This window comes from Streptomyces sp. NPDC001709, from assembly GCF_053596375.1.
This window is the reverse complement of sequence record NZ_JBSFGB010000004.1, coordinates 113,395-130,122: the sequence shown is the minus strand read 5'-3', so window position 1 is coordinate 130,122 and position 16,728 is coordinate 113,395. Positions and strand designations below refer to the sequence as shown.

Below are 16,728 nucleotides of genomic sequence, written 5' to 3'. Positions count from 1 at the left end.
CAGTCCGCTCCGCCTTTCCAGGGCCGGCGGACGCGAGGCGGGAGTCTGATCAGATCCGTTCAGCGCGGCAGCGGGGGCAGCGGCACGGGGGCCAGGTGAGCGAGTCCACGAGGCGTTCCGGGTCGGGGTTGGCCGTGACCGTGAGTTGTCTGGACTGCGCGAAGCGCTTACCGTCGGGGGTCAGCCGGTAGATGTGGATCGTCAGGCGGGATTCTCTGGGCTGGGGCCGGGTGCCGGCGTTCACCGCGCACCTCCCGTAACCGGCCCGTGGCAGGCGCAGGGGCAGCGACGAATCAGCAGCAGGCCCACGCTGCCGGGTAGTGGCACGTCCGCCGTCTGGTGGCAGGAGTCGTGCAGGTCCTCGTAGCCGGGCCGGAGGGCGAGCGCGCACTCGGCCGACAGCCAGGATGTGTCCACGTCATTCCGCGTCCCCTGCGGCCGCTTCACGGTTGCGCCCATCACGCCACCGCCTCGGCGCCGACCACGTGCCGGTCGAGGTCGATGCCGAAGTCCGTCACGAGGACGTAGGGGCGGACCATCGCCGTCGCCCGACCGTCGAGGGGCACGTCAAGCCCGTACGGGGACCGGTGAGCTGGAAGGCCCGGGGAGGCCGTGCGGGGCGCCACGGGCTGGTCGACGGGTACCGGGCGGGTGGCGCGCGCAGTCACCCGGCGCCTACCGGTACTGGGCGCGAACACGCCCAGTACCCCTCGCACGAACGCGTGGATAATGCCCACTGTCATCAACTCCACTCAGTTGGTGGCCGCGCCCCGGGGCCGTCGCGAGCGGTCGCCGGGGTTACATCTGTCGATGTATTGAGCGTTGTCCATCGCGTGCAATTGCGGGATGACCGGCGGGTGTTACCGAGGCGGTAATACACTCGTTGCAACTTCGGAAGTGCGCCGCACTGCGCATACGATCACTCCGGAAGTTGGCCCATGGACGCCACCACCCCCGGCCCGCTCGCCCACGGTGTCCTCGACAGAGACGACCTCAAACGAGCCCTGGCAGAGCACGACTTCGCAGCGGCCTTCGCACTCATCAAGAAGTGGGGCGGCCTGTCGCAGAACCGCATCGCCGCGGCCTGTCGGCTCACGCCCGGCAAGGTCTCGACGATCATCAGCGGTCAGCAGCAGGTCACCAGCTTCGAGGTGATCTGCCGCATTGCCGACGGGCTGCGAATTCCCGGGCGGATGGTGGGACTTGCCGACCGGCCTTGGGAAGCGCAGCCCGACATTCCGGACCAGCCGACACCGACCCCGACCAGACGGTTACCCGGTGACGACGAGTCATGGCTCCCCACAGCGACCGTGCACCTGGCCGGAGACCTGACCAGGAGTGACCTTGTGATGGACCGTCGTGCAGCAACACGCGCCATCGCCGGCGCGGCTCTGTCCGGCGCCGCGCTCCTCGACTCCCTTGAGGGTTGGCTCCAGCCCGCGTCAGCCTCGGGGTCCGGCACAGACCACCGGGGCCGCATCGGAATGGGTGAAGTACGGCAGCTGGAAGGAACAGCGCGCGCGTTCCGAGCGTGGGACCACCGGTACGGCGGAGGCTTCCGTCGCAAGGCCGTCGTCGGCCAACTCAACGAGGTCGCCGGCCACCTTGAAGAGCACCAGGCGCCAGACGTCGAGCGTGGTCTGTTCCAGGTGATGGCTTACCTCGGAGGCACGGCCGCGACGATCGCCTGGGACTCCGGACTCCAGCGGCAGGCGCAGTCGTACTACCTGCTCGCCCTGCGCGCGGCCCACGCCGCCGGCGACGCCGCCTTCGGCGCGAACGTGCTGGCCGGCATGGCCCGGCAGATGCTGTACAGGGACCGCCCACAGGACGCGCTGGAACTGGTGCACCTGGCGCAGAAAGGTGCGCGCCGAGCTGCGGTACCGCGTCTGCGGGCGATGCTGCACACGCGGGAGGCGTGGGCGTACGCGGCCATGGGGCGCGCGGCGGCCTTCCAACGGGCCACCGGCGAGGCGGCCGAGGCTCTTCCCGACGCAGGGGCGGACGATGAGCCGTACTGGATCTCGTACTTTGACCATGCGGAGCTGTCCGGTGTCACCGGCGGCCGCCTGCTGGACATGGCCCGCAAGGAGCCCCAGCAGTATGCCGAGCGAGCTGCGGACTCGATCAGTCAGGCACTGGCCCGGCGCGGCCCGGAGGCTGGGCGAAGTCACGCTCTCGACAGGATCGGCCTGGCAGAGTGCCATTTCCTCATGGGCGACGTGACCGGGGCCGTGGACCACACGCGGCGCGCCGTCGAAGCGGCGGCCCGTACCAAGTCCAGCCGCGTTCGGACGCAGCTCGGCCAGCTGTATCCGTACACCGTCGGCAGGGGCGCCGCACGGCCGACGGCCGAGGCCCGGACAATGATCCGCGACATGCTGTCGAGCTGAAGGAGCAACGTGACCACGATCGCCGTGACCGGGCACATGGACCTGACCGAGGACAGCGTGCCCCTGGTGCTCGACGCCCTGCGGGAGACGCTGAAGCCGTATGCCGCAGACCTGACCGGTGTCTCCTGTATCGCCAAGGGATCGGACTCGCTGTTCGCGGAGGTCGTGCTGGAACTCGGCGGCCGTCTGACCGTGGTGATCCCCTCACGGGATTACCGGCAGAACAAGGTCAAGCCCGACCATGCCGACACGTTCGACCGCCTCTCCGAGGCCGCGGGCGAGGTTCTCATCCTGGAGCACGAGGCAGCGAACCGGTCGGCCTACGAGGACGCCAACCGCACGCTGCTCCAGCGTGCTGACCGGCTTGTCGCCGTCTGGGACGGCACACCGCCGTCCGGCAAGGGCGGCGGTACGGCGGACACAGTACTGGAGGCCCGCGACTCCGGGCTGCCCGTCGACATCATCTGGCCGGACGGGGCAGCCCGCCGCGGCTGAGCACGCCGGGTCCAACACACAGCCGGCCGAAGGCGTAGCGTTCCTTGGCGTACTTCACCGACTCGTCCACGCAACCCTGGGCCAGACCCGTCGCGAGCGCCGCGATGGCGATGCGGCCCTCGTCCAGGATGCACAGGAACTGGGCGGAGTGCTGCACCATGCCGGCCAGACGGTGCTTGCGCATGGCCCGGCGCAGCAGTGCCTGCTCCGCCACGGTCATCGACGTCCATGTGCTCATGACCGGCATGGTCGCACCCGGAGCTCAGCTCACCAGCCCCAACTCCCTGGCGATCAGCATCCGCTGGACCTCGCTCGTGCCCTCGCCGATTTCCAGGATCTTGGAGTCGCGCCACATGCGGGCCACGGGGTACTCGTTCATGAAGCCGTAGCCGCCGTGGATCTGGGTGGCGTCGCGGGCGTTGTCGACGGCGATCGTGGAGGAGTAGAGCTTGGCCAGGGCCGCCTCCTTCTTGAAGGGCTCGCCCGCCACCAGGCGGCTCGCCGCGTCGCGCCAGGCCAGGCGGGCCGTGTGGGCCTTCATCTCCATGTCGGCGATCTTGAACTGGATGGCCTGGTTGGCGCCGATGGGACGACCGAAGGCGTGGCGCTCCTTCGCGTACTTCACCGACTCGTCGACACAGCCCTGCGCCAGGCCCGTCGCGAGCGCCGCGATGGCGATCCGGCCCTCGTCCAGGATGCGCAGGAACTGGGCGTAGCCCCGGCCCTCCTCGCCCAGGAGGTTGGCGGCCGGGACCCGGACGTCGGTGAAGGACAGCTCGCGGGTGTCGGAGGCGTTCCAGCCGACCTTCGAGTAAGGCGCGGCCACCGTGAAGCCCGGCGTGCCGGACGGGACGATGATCGCCGAGATCCGCGGCCTGCCGTCCGGCTTGCGGCCGGTCACCGCGGTCACCGTCACCAGGCCCGTGATGTCCGTGCCCGAGTTGGTGATGAAGCACTTGGAGCCGTTGATCACCCATTCGTTCGTGTCCGGGTCCAGGCGGGCCGTCGTACGCGTGGCTCCCGCGTCGCTGCCGCCGTCCGGCTCCGTCAGGCCGAATGCGCCGAGGATCTCGCCCGAGCACAGGCGGGGCAGCCACTCGCGCTTCTGTTCCTCCGTGCCGAAGAGGTGGAGGGGCATGGCGCCGAGCGAGACGCCCGCCTCCAGGGTGATGGCGACGGAGGAGTCCACCCGCGCCAGTTCCTCCAGGGCGATGCCGAGCGCCAGATAGTCGCCGCCCATGCCGCCGTACTCCTCCGGGAACGGCAGCCCGAACAGGCCCATGCGGCCCATCTCGCGGACGATCTCGTACGGGAACTCGTGCCGCTCGTAGAAGTCGCCGATCTTCGGCGCCACGACCTCGTGCGCGAACTCCTCCACGGTACGGCGGAGTTCCTCCAGCTCGGGGCTGAGACGGTGGTCCATGCTGATCACTGTTCCTTGTGGGAGAGAGCGCGGACGGTACGGGACGGGCTGGGCCGGTCCAGATGGGCGGCCATCCACACGCTGGTGGCGGTCAGACGGCCGAGGTCGACCCCGGTCTCGATGCCGAGGCCGTGCAGCATCCAGACGAGGTCCTCGGTGGCGAGGTTGCCGGTGGCGGACTTGGCGTACGGGCAGCCGCCTAGGCCTCCGGCGGACGCGTCGATGGTCGTCACGCCGTGTTCCAGCGCCGCGTAGGTGTTCGCGAGCGCCTGGCCGTAGGTGTCGTGGAAGTGCACGCCGATCACGTTCGTCGGCACGCCCTTCTCGTTCAGCAGGTTGAGCAGCTCGTGCACATGGCCCGGGGTGGCCACGCCGATCGTGTCGCCGAGGCTCAGCTCGTCGCAGCCCATGTCCCGCAGGGCCGTGCACACGCGGGCCACCTGGTGGAGGGGGACGGCGCCCTCCCAGGGGTCGCCGAAGCACATCGACACATAGCCGCGTACGTGCACGCCCCGGTCCTTCGCCTGCCGCACCACCGGCTCGAACACGGCCAGTGACTCGTCGAGCGTGCGGTTGAGGTTGGCCTTCGCGAAGGACTCGGTGGCACTGGCGAAGACCGCGATCCGGTCGGCACCGAGCGCCAGCGCCCGGTCCAGGCCCCGCCGGTTGGGCACGAGCACCGGGAACTCGACGCCCGGAAGGTCGCTGATCAGCGGGAACAGCTGCTCGGCGTCGGCCAGTTGGGGCACCCACTCGGGATGCACGAAGCTCGTCGCCTCGATCGTCGTCAGGCCGGCGTCGGCGAGCCGGCGGATGAAGTCCGCCTTGATCTCGGTCGGCACAGCCCGCTTCTCGTTCTGCAGCCCGTCGCGCGCGCCGACCTCGTGGATCCGCACCCGCGCGGGCAGATCGGAAGCCGGTACGACCATGGGCAGTCCCTCGGTGGTCACTGCGCCACCACCCCTTCCTCGTCGTACGGTGCGATGACGGCCAGCACCTGGTCCATGGCGACCGTGGTGCCCGGAGCCACGTCCAGTTCGGCGACCGTGCCGGCGTGCGGGGCGGAGATGACGTGCTCCATCTTCATCGCCTCCACCACCAGCAGGCTCTGCCCGGCGGCCACTTCGTCACCGACGGCGACCTTGACCACGGTCACCGTGCCGGGCATGGGCGCGGTGAGGGAGTCGGCTCCCGCGTGCGCGGACCTGCTGAGGGACGCGGCCACCGGGTCGTGGTCCCGTACCTGCCAGGCGTCGCCGTCCCGGCCGATCCAGTCACCGGCCCGGCGGAAGGTGTGCCGGACGCCGTCGAGGGAGACGGAGACCGTGGCGCCGGAGACGGCCGAGGTGCCGCGCGGGGTGTACGTCACCGGGTCCTGCACCCGCAGATGGAAGGCGGGCGGCTTCGGGGTGCCGCCGAGCCGCCAGCCGCTCGGCACCGAGAAGGGGTCGACCCAGCCGTCCGTGCGGGGCTCCAGTGCCTTCGCGCGTACGGCGGCCGCCGCCTCGTACACCTCCTCCGGCACGTCCGTGGTGACCAGCTCGTCCACGACCCGCTCGACCAGCCCGGTGTCCAGGTCCCCCTGTACGACCGCCGGATGCGCCAGCAGCCGCCGCAGGAAGCCCGCGTTGGTCTGCACGCCCAGCGTGACCGTCTGCGCGAGGGCCGCGCGCAGCTTGCGCAGCGCCGTCTCGCGGTCGGGGCCGTATGCGATGACCTTGGACAGCATCGGGTCGTACAGGCTGCCCACCTCGGTGCCCTCGCTGAGCCCGGAGTCGGTGCGGACGCCGTCGCCCTGCGGCTCGTTCAGCAGCAGGACCGTGCCGCCGGAGGGGAGGAAGCCGCGCGCGGGGTCCTCGGCGCAGATACGGGCCTCGATCGCGTGCCCCGTGAGCGCGACATCGGACTGCGTGAAGCCCAGCCTCTCCCCGGCCGCCACCCGCACCTGCCACTCCACCAGGTCCAGGCCGGTGATCAGCTCGGTGACCGGGTGTTCCACCTGGAGACGGGTGTTCATCTCCATGAAGTAGTACTGGGTCGGGTCGTTGCCCGGCACGATGAACTCCACCGTGCCCGCGCCCCGGTACCCGCAACTGCGCGCCGCCTGCACCGCCGCCTCGCCCATCGCCGCGCGCGTGGCGTCGTCGAGGAGCACGCTCGGCGCCTCCTCGACGATCTTCTGGTGGCGCCGCTGCAGCGAGCACTCGCGCTCGCCGAGATGCACCACGTTCCCGTGGCCGTCGGCCAGCACCTGGATCTCGATGTGCCGGGGCCGGTCGATCCACCGCTCCACCAGCAGCGTGTCGTCGCCGAAGGAGGCGCGGGCCTCGCGGCGGGCGGCGGCGATCTCCTCCTCGAGCACCGTCATGTCCCGCACCAGCCGCATGCCCTTGCCGCCACCGCCGGCCGAGGGCTTCAGCAGCACGGGCGCACCCAACTCACGGGCAGCCGCCGCCAGTTCGGGGTCACGCCCGCCGGGCACCACCGGCACCCCGGCCGCCTTCACCGTCTCCTTGGCCCGGATCTTGTCGCCCATGAGCGCGATCGCGTCCGCCGACGGGCCGATGAAGGCCAGTCCCGCCTCCTCACACGCGCGCGCGAAGCCCGCGTTCTCGGCGAGGAAGCCGTACCCCGGGTGGACGGCCTGGGCGCCGGTGTGGGCGGCGGCCTGAAGCAGCCGCTCCACCGACAGATAGCTTTCGGCGGCCGGTGCCGGACCGATCCGTACCGCCGTGTCGGCCTCCCGCACGTGCCGCGCGTCCGCGTCGGCGTCGGAGAAGACCGCCACCGAGCGCACGCCCAGCGAGCGGAGCGTACGGATGACGCGTACGGCGATCTCGCCCCGGTTGGCCACCAGCACTGTGTCGAACACGGTTCCCCTCCTCACATCCGGAAGACGCCGAACTGGGGGTCTCCCAGGGGCGCGTTGGCGCAGGCCGTCAGGGCGAGTGCGAGCACCTGACGGGTCTGAAGCGGGTCGATCACGCCGTCGTCCCAGAGGCGGGCGGTGGCGTAGTAGGCGTTGCCCTGGCGCTCGTACTGCGCGCGGATCGGCGCCTTGAAGGCCTCCTCGTCCTGGGCCGGCCAGGCCTCTCCCCGGGCCTCCAGCTGGTCGCGCTTGACCGTGGCGAGGACGGAGGCGGCCTGCTCGCCGCCCATGACGGAGATCTTGGCGTTGGGCCACATCCACAGGAAGCGGGGGGAGTAGGCCCGGCCGCACATCGAGTAGTTGCCCGCGCCGTACGAGCCGCCGACCACCACCGTCATCTTCGGCACGCGCGTGCAGGCGACCGCCGTCACCATCTTGGCGCCGTGCTTGGCGATACCGCCGGCCTCGTAGTCCCTGCCGACCATGAACCCGGAGATGTTCTGCAGGAACACCAGCGGGATGCCGCGCTGGTCGCACAGCTCGATGAAGTGGGCGCCCTTCTGGGCGGACTCGGAGAAGAGGATGCCGTTGTTGGCGACGATCCCGACCGGGTGGCCGTGGATGCGGGCGAAGCCGGTGACGAGGGTCTGCCCGAACTCGGACTTGAACTCGGCGAAGCGGGAGCCGTCGGTGATACGGGCGATGATCTCGCGTACGTCGTAGGGGGTACGGGAGTCGACCGGGACCGCGCCGTACAGCCCGTAGGGGTCCACCTTGGGTTCCGTGGCGGGCGTGACCTCCCAGGGGAGGGACTGCCGGGCCGGGAGGGTGGCGACGATGTTCCGGACGATCCTGAGGGCGTGCGCGTCGTCCTCGGCGAGGTGGTCGGTGACGCCGGACACGCGCGAGTGCACCTCGCCGCCGCCCAGCTCCTCCGCCGTGACGACCTCGCCGGTCGCGGCCTTCACCAGCGGCGGACCGCCGAGGAAGATCGTCCCCTGGTTGCGGACGATCACGGCCTCGTCGCTCATGGCGGGCACATAGGCCCCACCGGCCGTGCACGACCCGAGCACGGCCGCGATCTGCGGGATCCCCGCTCCCGACATCCGGGCCTGGTTGTAGAAGATCCGCCCGAAGTGCTCCCGGTCCGGGAACACCTCGTCCTGCATCGGCAGGAAGGCGCCGCCGGAGTCCACGAGATAGACGCAGGGCAGGCGGTTGTCGAGGGCGACCTCCTGGGCGCGCAGGTGCTTCTTCACCGTCATCGGGTAGTACGTGCCGCCCTTGACGGTCGCGTCATTGGCGACGATCACGCACTCGCGCCCGCTGACCCGCCCGATCCCGGCGATCACTCCGGCGGCCGGGGCCTGTCCGTCGTACATCCCGTCGGCCGCGAGGGGGGCCAGCTCCAGGAACGGCGAGCCCGGGTCGAGCAGCGTGTCCACCCTGTCCCTCGGCAGCAGCTTGCCCCGTGCGGTGTGCCGGGCCCGCGCCTTCTCGCCGCCGCCGAGGGCCGCTGCGGCCAGCTTGCCGCGCAGCTCCTCGACCAGCGCCAGATGCGCCTGTTCATTGGCCCGCCAGGCCTCCGACGCGGGATCTGCCGCGCTCCGGAGCTCCGGTGCCTCCTGCATCCTGCGGTCCCCTCACCCGGTGATCGAACCAGTTAATGAGCGTTAACCATTTCCTTCAGGTTAACGACCGCTAACCTCGCTGTCTAGAATTGCTGGCATGGTCTCCAGAACCGACGCCCCGACCCGACGCGAGCAGATCCTCAAGGAGGCCGCCCGGCTCTTCGCCGAGCGCGGCTTCCACGGCGTCGGTGTCGACGAGATAGGCGCCGCCGTCGGTATCAGCGGCCCCGGTCTGTACCGGCACTTCCCGGGCAAGGACGCGATGCTCGCCGAGCTGCTGGTCGGCATCAGCGGCCAGCTGCTGACGGGCGCGAAGCGCCGCCTGGCGGAGGCCGACGGGGACGCCCGGCCCTCCGCCGTCCTGGACTCCCTGATCGAGGGCCACATCGACTTCGCCCTGGACGACCGTCCCCTCATCACCCTGCACGACCGCGAGCTGGACCGCCTCCGCGACAGCGACCGAAAGCTGGTGCGCCAGCTCCAGCGGCAGTACGTCGAGCTGTGGGTGGAGGTGGTCCGCGAGGTGTACCCGGCCCTGACCGAGCCGACGGCCCGCTCGGCCGTCCACTCGGTCTTCGGCCTGCTGAACTCCACGCCCCACCTGGGGCGCGCGGGGACCCTGCCGGGGCGCGGGGCCACGGCGGCGCTGCTGCACCGGATGGCCCGGGGGGCGTTCGAGGCGGCGGGGCGGGAGTAGCCGCCGGGGCTTGCCTCCCGGCGTGACGAGCGTTACGGCCGAACCCCTCTGGACGGGCTTCCGTACTCGCCGGTACGGTTGAATCTGAGCAAGCGCTTAGACATGCCGATGTGCCGAGGGACGTGGAGGTAGCCGTGCGCCGTACGGTGTTCAACGAGGATCACGAGGCGTTCCGGGAGACCCTTCGCGCCTTCATCGAGGCCGAGGTCGTCCCGGTCTACGACGAGTGGTTCGCCGCCGGCCAGGCGCCGCGCGACTTCTACTACAAGCTCGGTGAGCTGGGCATCTTCGGTATCAACGTCCCCGAGGAGTTCGGCGGCGCGGGTATGGACAGCCACAAGTTCGAGGCCGTCCTCTACGAGGAGACCGCCCGCGCGGGCGTCCAGTTCGGCGGCTCCGGCGTGCACGTGCTGCTCGCCCTGCCGTACATCAAGATGCTGGCCACGGACGAGCAGAAGAAGCGTTACCTGCCGAAGTTCGTCACCGGCGAGGAGATGTGGGCCATCGCGATGACCGAGCCGGGCACCGGCTCCGACCTCGCGGGCATGAAGTCCACCGCCAGGCTCAGCGAGGACGGCACCCACTACGTCCTCAACGGCGCCAAGACCTTCATCACCGGCGGCGTCCACGCCGACCGCGTGATCGTGTGCGCCCGCACCGCCGCGCCCACCGCCGAGGACCGCCGCCACGGCATCTCCCTGTTCGCCGTGGACACCAAGTCCGAGGGCTACTCCGTCGGCCGCAAGCTCGACAAGCTGGGCCTGAAGACCTCCGACACCGCCGAGCTGGCGTTCGTCGACGTCAAGGTCCCGGTCGAGGACCTGCTCGGCGAGGAGAACAAGGGCTTCTACTACCTCGGCCACAACCTGGCCTCCGAGCGCTGGGGCATCGCCTTCGGCGCCTACGCGCAGGCCAAGGCCGCCGTCCGGTTCGCCAAGCAGTACGTCCAGGAGCGCACCGTCTTCGGCAAGCCGGTCGCGCATTTCCAGAACACCAAGTTCGAGCTGGCCGCCTGCCAGGCCGAGGTCGACGCCGCCGAGGCCGTCGCCGACCGCGCCACGGAGGCCCTGGACGCCGGTGAGCTGACCCCCGCCGAGGCCGCCTCCGCCAAGCTGTTCTGCACCGAGGTCGCCCACCGCGTCATCGACCGCTGCCTGCAGCTGCACGGCGGCTACGGCTACATGAACGAGTACCCGATCGCCCGCCTGTACGCGGACAACCGCGTCAACCGCATCTACGGCGGCACCAGCGAGATCATGAAGACGATCATCGCGAAGGACATGGGCCTGTAAGACGGACCTCTCACCGCCGCAATCACTGGCCGATACAACTAACGCCATGAGTCAGGCACTCCAGGATCTCCTCGATCTGCTCGACCTCGAGCAGATCGAGGAGAACATCTTCCGCGGCCAGTCCCGCTCCGCCGTCGTACCCCGCGTCTTCGGCGGGCAGGTCGCGGCACAGGCGCTGGTCGCCGCCGGCCGCACGGTCCCCGCGGACCGGCCCGCCCACTCCCTGCACGCGTACTTCCTGCGTCCGGGCGACCCGGGTGCGCCGATCGTCTACACCGTGGACCGCATCCGCGACGGCCGGTCCTTCACCACCCGCCGCGTGGTCGCCGTCCAGCACGGCAAGCCGATCTTCCACCTCTCGGCGTCCTTCCAGACGTACGAGGAGGGCCTCGAACACCAGGCGCCGATGCCGCCCGCGCCCGACCCGGCGACCCTGCCCACCTCCCAGGAGCGGCTGCGCGGCTACGACCACCTCGCCCCCCAGGTCGTCGAGAGGTTCCTGGAGGCCCGCGAGGCGATCGACCTCAGGTATGTGGAGGAGCCGCCGTACGGGCAGTTCGGCGAGCCGCGCGAGCCGCACTCGCAGGTGTGGTTCCGCACCAACGGCAAGCTGGACAGTGCTTTTGACGAACCGTTGCTGCACGTCGTCCTCGCCACCTACGTCTCCGACATGACCCTCCTCGACTCCATCCTGCTCGCGCACGGCCGCGGCGGCTGGGCGGTCGGGGACGTCGTGGGCGCCTCCCTGGACCACGCGATGTGGTTCCACCGGCCCTTCCGCGCCGACGAATGGCTGCTGTACGACCAGGAGTCACCCTCCGCGCACGGCGGCCGCGGCCTCGGCCAGGCCCGTATCTACACGCAGGACGGCAGGCTCGCCATCACCGTCATCCAGGAGGGCGTCGTCCGCGTCCCGCGCTGAACCGGTGGCCCGAGGTGCCGAGTGACGGGTGCCGGCGGAGCCGGTCAGGAAAGTCCCGCCGCCGCCAGCAGATACGCCGTCATCGGGTCGTAGTGGCGCGGGCTGAGCACATGGTCGTCGAGCGGTACGACGACCTGGACGGTGCCCTCGGACTCGGCGAGGAAGAGTGCCGGGTCGTTGCAGTCGGCGTACCCGACGGAGTCGATGCCGTGCTGCCCCGCGTACCCCGCCCACCCGTGGTCGGCGACGACCAGGTCCGGCAGCGGGCGTCCCGCGCGCTCAAGTCCGGTCAGAATGGCCTTCATCGGCTCCCCGGAGTGGGTGTGCCACAGTGTCGCCCCGTGCTCCAGCACCGCCACGTCCGCGAACTGCATGACGTACCCCTCGTCCGTCTGCAGCCCGTCCGGGATGACCACGATCTCGCAGCCCGCGGTGCGCAGCGCGGCGGCCGTCGCCCGGTGTACGTCCAGCAGCCCGCCCGGATGGCCGGTCGCGAACAGCACCCGCTGGCGGTCCTCGGCCGCCTTGCGCAGCCGTGCCGCCATCCGGTCCAGCGCGTCCACGGTCAGCTCGGGGTCGATGGTGTCCTGCCCGTACCGGTACCCGGGGTCGTCGTTGACCCCCACCCGCTCGGCCATCACCGCGAGCACGTCCTGCTCGTCCGTCCAGCGGTCGCCCAGCTCCAGGCCGAGCCAGAAGTTGCGCACGCCGTTGGCGAGCTGGCGGTAGTGGGAGAGGTTGTTCTCGCGGGGCGTGGCGACGTCCCCCGCGATACGGGTTCTCACCAGGTGGTCGACGAGCTGAGCGCGGCTGGGCGTCCCGGATATCGGCATGCGTCCATTGTGGGGCAGCGGGCCGCGGCCCTTCTCGCCATATCGCCCGCTGGGACGGGACTCACTCGCCCGATCGGCCGTGCCGCAGCGCGAACCACAGCTCCATGCGCACGTCCGCGTCGTCCAGGTCGGTGTCCAACAGGGCGGCGCAGCGGGCGATGCGCTGCCGTACGGTGTTGCGGTGCACGTCGAGGGCCACTGCCGTGCGGTCCCAACTCCCGTGCAAGGCAAGCCAGTTGCGCAGGGTCTCGGCGAGCTCGGGGCGGTCGGCGAGCGGTGCGAGCAGCGCGCGGGCGTGTGCCTCGGCGTCCGCCCGCGGCACCAGGTCCTCCAGTCCGGGCCGGGCGCCGTGCCGGATGAGCGGGGTGCGGGTCGCGCGGGCCCGGGCGAGGGCGCGGGCCGCCTGGGTGTCGGCGGCCGCCCACTCCCGCGGCGCCACGGCCGCGCTCACCCCGAGCGTCCAGCCGGCCTGCGCCTGCGGCAGCCACCCGCCCGGCACCAGCACCCGTACGGCGTCATGCCCGAGGTCGACCAACGGCGACCCCAGCGCGGCCCCGAGCGCGGACGCCGCGACGGCATCGGGCAACTGGGCCTCCGGCCGGGCGTGCACCACCCGCCACTCCCCGGCGCCGAGCAGCGGGGCCACCTCCTCGGGCGGGGAGCCCAGCAGCAGCCGTACGAGGGCGGAGGAACGGGCGGCACCGGCCCCGCTGTGGTGCTCACCGGTCAGCAAGGACAGCAGCACGGCGGCGACGGAGGCGATGGTGTGGTCGCCGGGGTCGCGCCGGGCGGTGGCCACCCCGAGCACGAACCCCTCGCCGGCACCGAGGGCGTAGACCGCCAGGTGGGTCTCTCCGGCGGTGTCGGTGGCGGAGGTGGCCCTGGGCGCCGTACGCCCCGTGGGCCGTACCACGCCCGAGAGTCCCACGAGCGCCGCCCGCACCTCCTCCGCGGGTTCCCGGCCGGCCGTCGCGAGGCCGGTGCCGTCGGGGCCGTACAGCACCGCGTGGCCGGCCAGGCGCTGGGCCAGCTGGCGCAGTACCGAGGGCACCGGATCCGGGCGGGAGGCCGCCGCCGCGAGGCTCTGCTGGGCCTCCGTCACGCGGCGGAGTTCGGCCAGGCGGGCCTGGGCCATCAACTGCCACACCGCGCGGGCCACACCGGAGAACGTGGTCTGGGGCGGGACCTCCAGCAAAGGGAGGCCGTGGCGCTCGCAGGCGGCGATCAGTGCGCGCGGGACCGTGTCGTGCACCGGGGCCAGGCCGAAGCCGAGGGCCGCGCCGCCCGCCTCGACGACCCGGGAGACGTAGTCGTCGAAGTAGGTGCCCGCGCCCGCCGCCTCCGGGATGTGCACCCCGGCCGTGAGCAGCAGCTCGCCGCCCAGCAGGTACGGGTACGGGTCGGCCATCTCCGAGGTGTGCGCCCAGTGGATCACGATGGCCGGATCCGCGGGGCCCGCGATCTGGCGCAGGGCGAGGTCCTCGCGGGCCAGCAGGGCCGACAGCGGTACCGGTGGGGTCGGTGGGACCGCTGGGGTGATCGACTCCGGCATGGTGTGCGTTTCCTCCATTCCGCCCCGTTCATATGGATGAAACGTACACTTCGCAGTCGCTTTCCGGCCACCTACTGTCGAGGGACATCACCCGCCGGCGATCCCCGTACGACTTCGAGTGGAGGAGGGCTTCATGGCCGTCGACTACACAGTGATCGTCGTCTATCTCGCCGGCATGCTGGCCATGGGCTGGTGGGGCATGCGCCGCGCCAAGTCCAAGAGCGAGTTCCTGGTCGCCGGGCGCCGGCTCGGCCCCGCGATGTACTCCGGCACCATGGCGGCGATCGTCCTGGGCGGCGCCTCCACCATCGGCGGCGTGGGCCTCGGCTACCAGTACGGCCTCTCCGGCGCCTGGATGGTCTTCACCATCGGCCTCGGGCTCCTCGTCCTGTCCGTCTTCTTCTCGGCCCGGATCGCCCGGCTGAAGGTCTACACCGTCTCCGAGATGCTGGACCTGCGCTACGGCGGCCGGGCCGGGGTCATCTCCGGCGTGGTCATGTGGGCGTACACCCTCATGCTGGCCGTCACCTCGACGATCGCCTACGCCACGATCTTCGACGTCCTGTTCGACATGAACCGGACCCTCGCGATCGTCCTCGGCGGCTCGATCGTCGTCGCCTACTCCACCCTCGGCGGCATGTGGTCCATCACCCTGACCGACATGGTCCAGTTCGTGGTGAAGACCATCGGCGTGCTGCTCCTGCTCCTGCCCATCGCGGTCGTCAAGGCCGGCGGCTTCTCCGAGATGAAGGCCAAGCTGCCGACCTCGTACTTCGACCCGCTGGGCATCGGCGGCGAGACGATCTTCACCTACGTGCTGATCTACACCTTCGGCATGCTGATCGGCCAGGACATCTGGCAGCGCGTGTTCACCGCCCGCAGCGACAAGACCGCCAAGTGGGGCGGCACCGTGGCCGGCACCTACTGTCTGGCCTACGCCCTCGCCGGCGCGGTGATCGGCACGGCCGCCAAGGTCCTCTATCCGAAGCTCGGCAGCCCCGACGACGCCTTCGCGACCATCGTCAAGGACGAACTCCCCGTCGGCGTGCGCGGCCTGGTCCTGGCCGCCGCCCTGGCCGCGGTGATGTCCACCTCCTCCGGCGCGCTGATCGCCTGCGCCACCGTCGCCAACAACGACATCTGGTCGCGGCTGCGCGGGCTCGCCAAGCGGCCGTCCGAGGAGCACGACGAGATCGGCGGCAACCGCGCCTTCATCCTGATCATGGGCGTGGCCGTGATCGGCACGGCGATCGCGCTGAACAACGTGGTCGAGGCGCTGACCGTGGCGTACAACCTGCTCGTCGGCGGCCTGCTCGTGCCGATCCTCGGCGGCCTGCTGTGGAAGCGCGGCACGGTGCAGGGCGCGCTGGCCTCGGTGATCGTGGGCGGCCTCGCGGTCATCGGCCTGATGGCCGGATACGGCATCCTCGCCAACGAGCCCGTCTACTACGGCCTGCTCGCCTCCCTCGCCGCCTACGTCGCCGTATCCCTGGCGACGAAGCCCACCGACGAGACCGTCCTCGCCACCTGGCACGAGCGCCTCGCCGGACGAAACCCCGAACTCGCGTCCGAACCAGTCCCGGCTCACCAGTAGAGTCGTATGGAAAGCAGTACATGCGCGACGAAGCGCAAGAAAGAAGGCATTTGACCATGAGCAGCAACGAGACGCCCCGCGGCCCCGTCGACTCCTCCCGCATCCCGCGGTACGCCGGTCCCGCGACCTTCGCCCGGCTGCCCCGACTGGACGAGGTCGGCACCGCCGACGTCGCCGTGGTGGGCGTGCCGTTCGACTCCGGCGTCTCGTACCGGCCGGGCGCCCGCTTCGGCGGCAACGCCATCCGCGAGGCGTCCCGGCTGCTGCGCCCCTACAACCCCGCGCAGGACGCCTCCCCCTTCGCCCTGGCGCAGGTGGCGGACGGCGGTGACATCGCCGTGAACCCGTTCAACATCAACGAGGCCGTCGAGACCATCGAGGCCGCGGCGGACGAGCTGCTCGGCACGGGCGCCCGACTGATGACCCTGGGCGGCGACCACACCATCGCCCTCCCGCTCCTGCGCTCGGTGGCCAAGAAGCACGGCCCGGTCGCCCTGCTGCACTTCGACGCCCACCTGGACACCTGGGACACCTACTTCGGCGCCGAGTACACCCACGGCACCCCGTTCCGCCGCGCGGTGGAGGAGGGCATCCTCGACACCTCCGCCCTGTCCCACGTCGGTACCCGCGGCCCGCTGTACGGCAAGCAGGACCTCACCGACGACGAGAAGATGGGCTTCGGCATCGTCACCTCCGCCGACATCTACCGCCGGGGCGCCGACGAGGTCGCCGACCAGCTGCGCCAGCGCATCGGCGACCGCCCGCTGTACATCTCCATCGACATCGACTGCCTCGACCCGGCCCACGCCCCCGGTACGGGTACGCCGGAGGCGGGCGGCATGACCTCGCGGGAGCTGCTGGAGATCCTGCGCGGCCTGGCCTCCTGCAACCTGGTCTCGGCGGACGTCGTCGAGGTGGCGCCCGCGTACGACCACGCCGAGATCACCTCGGTGGCGGCCTCGCACACCGCGTACGAACTGACCACCATCATGAGCCGCCAGATCGCGGCGGCCCGCAACGCCTAACT

At 71.0% G+C, this 16,728-nt stretch carries 15 protein-coding genes and 1 pseudogene; 7 read left to right on the top strand and 9 right to left on the bottom strand.

Features of this window, described 5'->3' with window-relative positions; genetic code table 11:
- Nucleotides 1-49 precede the first annotated feature (49 nt).
- Together ACWC0C_RS07725 and ACWC0C_RS07720 are read right to left on the bottom strand one after the other, a co-directional pair.
- Nucleotides 50-244, bottom strand: a complete 195-nt coding sequence (locus ACWC0C_RS07725; RefSeq protein WP_450862421.1) for a hypothetical protein — start codon at nucleotides 242-244, stop codon at nucleotides 50-52.
- Nucleotides 241-417, bottom strand: a complete 177-nt coding sequence (locus ACWC0C_RS07720; RefSeq protein WP_450862419.1) for a hypothetical protein — start codon at nucleotides 415-417, stop codon at nucleotides 241-243. Before ACWC0C_RS07720 ends, ACWC0C_RS07725 begins: the two co-directional genes overlap by 4 nt.
- Before the next feature lie 521 nt (nucleotides 418-938).
- Here ACWC0C_RS07720 and ACWC0C_RS07715 point away from each other — a divergent pair.
- Nucleotides 939-2,393: a helix-turn-helix domain-containing protein gene (locus ACWC0C_RS07715; RefSeq protein WP_450862417.1), complete on the top strand. Its 1,455-nt coding sequence runs from the start codon at nucleotides 939-941 to the stop codon at nucleotides 2,391-2,393.
- Between the two features lie 9 nt (nucleotides 2,394-2,402).
- Nucleotides 2,403-2,888, top strand: coding sequence for a hypothetical protein (locus ACWC0C_RS07710; protein ID WP_450862416.1), 486 nt, complete (start codon nucleotides 2,403-2,405; stop codon nucleotides 2,886-2,888).
- Nucleotides 2,889-2,910: 22 nt separating this feature from the next.
- Here ACWC0C_RS07710 and ACWC0C_RS07705 read toward each other — a convergent pair.
- The 5 genes and pseudogenes from ACWC0C_RS07705 to ACWC0C_RS07685 all read right to left on the bottom strand — a co-directional run.
- Nucleotides 2,911-3,033: pseudogene (locus ACWC0C_RS07705) on the bottom strand (acyl-CoA dehydrogenase family protein); the annotation flags it as partial.
- A 117-nt stretch (nucleotides 3,034-3,150) separates the two neighbouring features.
- Nucleotides 3,151-4,311 carry an acyl-CoA dehydrogenase family protein gene (locus tag ACWC0C_RS07700; protein ID WP_449195306.1) on the bottom strand — a complete coding sequence of 387 codons (1,161 nt, stop codon included), beginning with the start codon at nucleotides 4,309-4,311 and terminating at the stop codon, nucleotides 3,151-3,153.
- A gap of 5 nt (nucleotides 4,312-4,316) precedes the next feature.
- Complete coding sequence (locus tag ACWC0C_RS07695; RefSeq protein ID WP_449195344.1) at nucleotides 4,317-5,240, bottom strand: hydroxymethylglutaryl-CoA lyase; 924 nt, start codon at nucleotides 5,238-5,240, stop codon at nucleotides 4,317-4,319.
- 17 nt (nucleotides 5,241-5,257) lie between these two features.
- Entirely contained in the window at nucleotides 5,258-7,183 is a 1,926-nt protein-coding gene (locus ACWC0C_RS07690) for an ATP-binding protein (protein WP_450862414.1), read from the bottom strand.
- Between the two features lie 11 nt (nucleotides 7,184-7,194).
- Entirely contained in the window at nucleotides 7,195-8,811 is a 1,617-nt protein-coding gene (locus tag ACWC0C_RS07685) for a carboxyl transferase domain-containing protein (protein WP_450862412.1), read from the bottom strand.
- Between the two features lie 97 nt (nucleotides 8,812-8,908).
- On the opposite strand from ACWC0C_RS07685, the gene ACWC0C_RS07680 reads away from it, so the two are divergent.
- The 3 genes from ACWC0C_RS07680 (at nucleotide 8,909) to ACWC0C_RS07670 (ending at nucleotide 11,722) form a co-directional block, all read left to right on the top strand.
- Nucleotides 8,909-9,508, top strand: a complete 600-nt coding sequence (locus ACWC0C_RS07680) for an SACE_7040 family transcriptional regulator (RefSeq protein WP_449195303.1) — start codon at nucleotides 8,909-8,911, stop codon at nucleotides 9,506-9,508.
- 134 nt (nucleotides 9,509-9,642) lie between these two features.
- Nucleotides 9,643-10,800, top strand: coding sequence for an acyl-CoA dehydrogenase family protein (locus ACWC0C_RS07675; RefSeq protein WP_449195343.1), 1,158 nt, complete (start codon nucleotides 9,643-9,645; stop codon nucleotides 10,798-10,800).
- 46 nt (nucleotides 10,801-10,846) lie between these two features.
- A complete protein-coding gene (locus tag ACWC0C_RS07670; protein ID WP_449195302.1) occupies nucleotides 10,847-11,722 on the top strand; it encodes an acyl-CoA thioesterase in 876 nt (291 codons plus the stop codon).
- Nucleotides 11,723-11,766: 44 nt separating this feature from the next.
- On the opposite strand, the gene ACWC0C_RS07665 is transcribed toward ACWC0C_RS07670, so the two are convergent.
- Together ACWC0C_RS07665 and ACWC0C_RS07660 are read right to left on the bottom strand one after the other, a co-directional pair.
- Nucleotides 11,767-12,555 (bottom strand): phosphatase, encoded by a 789-nt coding sequence (locus ACWC0C_RS07665; RefSeq protein WP_449195301.1) that lies wholly within the window; start codon nucleotides 12,553-12,555, stop codon nucleotides 11,767-11,769.
- A 61-nt stretch (nucleotides 12,556-12,616) separates the two neighbouring features.
- Nucleotides 12,617-14,125 carry a PucR family transcriptional regulator ligand-binding domain-containing protein gene (locus ACWC0C_RS07660; protein WP_450862411.1) on the bottom strand — a complete coding sequence of 503 codons (1,509 nt, stop codon included), beginning with the start codon at nucleotides 14,123-14,125 and terminating at the stop codon, nucleotides 12,617-12,619.
- A 115-nt stretch (nucleotides 14,126-14,240) separates the two neighbouring features.
- On the opposite strand from ACWC0C_RS07660, the gene ACWC0C_RS07655 reads away from it, so the two are divergent.
- Both ACWC0C_RS07655 and speB read left to right on the top strand, forming a co-directional pair.
- A complete protein-coding gene (locus ACWC0C_RS07655) occupies nucleotides 14,241-15,701 on the top strand; it encodes a sodium:solute symporter (protein ID WP_450862409.1) in 1,461 nt (486 codons plus the stop codon).
- A 56-nt stretch (nucleotides 15,702-15,757) separates the two neighbouring features.
- A complete protein-coding gene (speB, locus tag ACWC0C_RS07650; RefSeq protein WP_055706451.1) occupies nucleotides 15,758-16,726 on the top strand; it encodes an agmatinase in 969 nt (322 codons plus the stop codon).
- Nucleotides 16,727-16,728 lie beyond the last annotated feature (2 nt).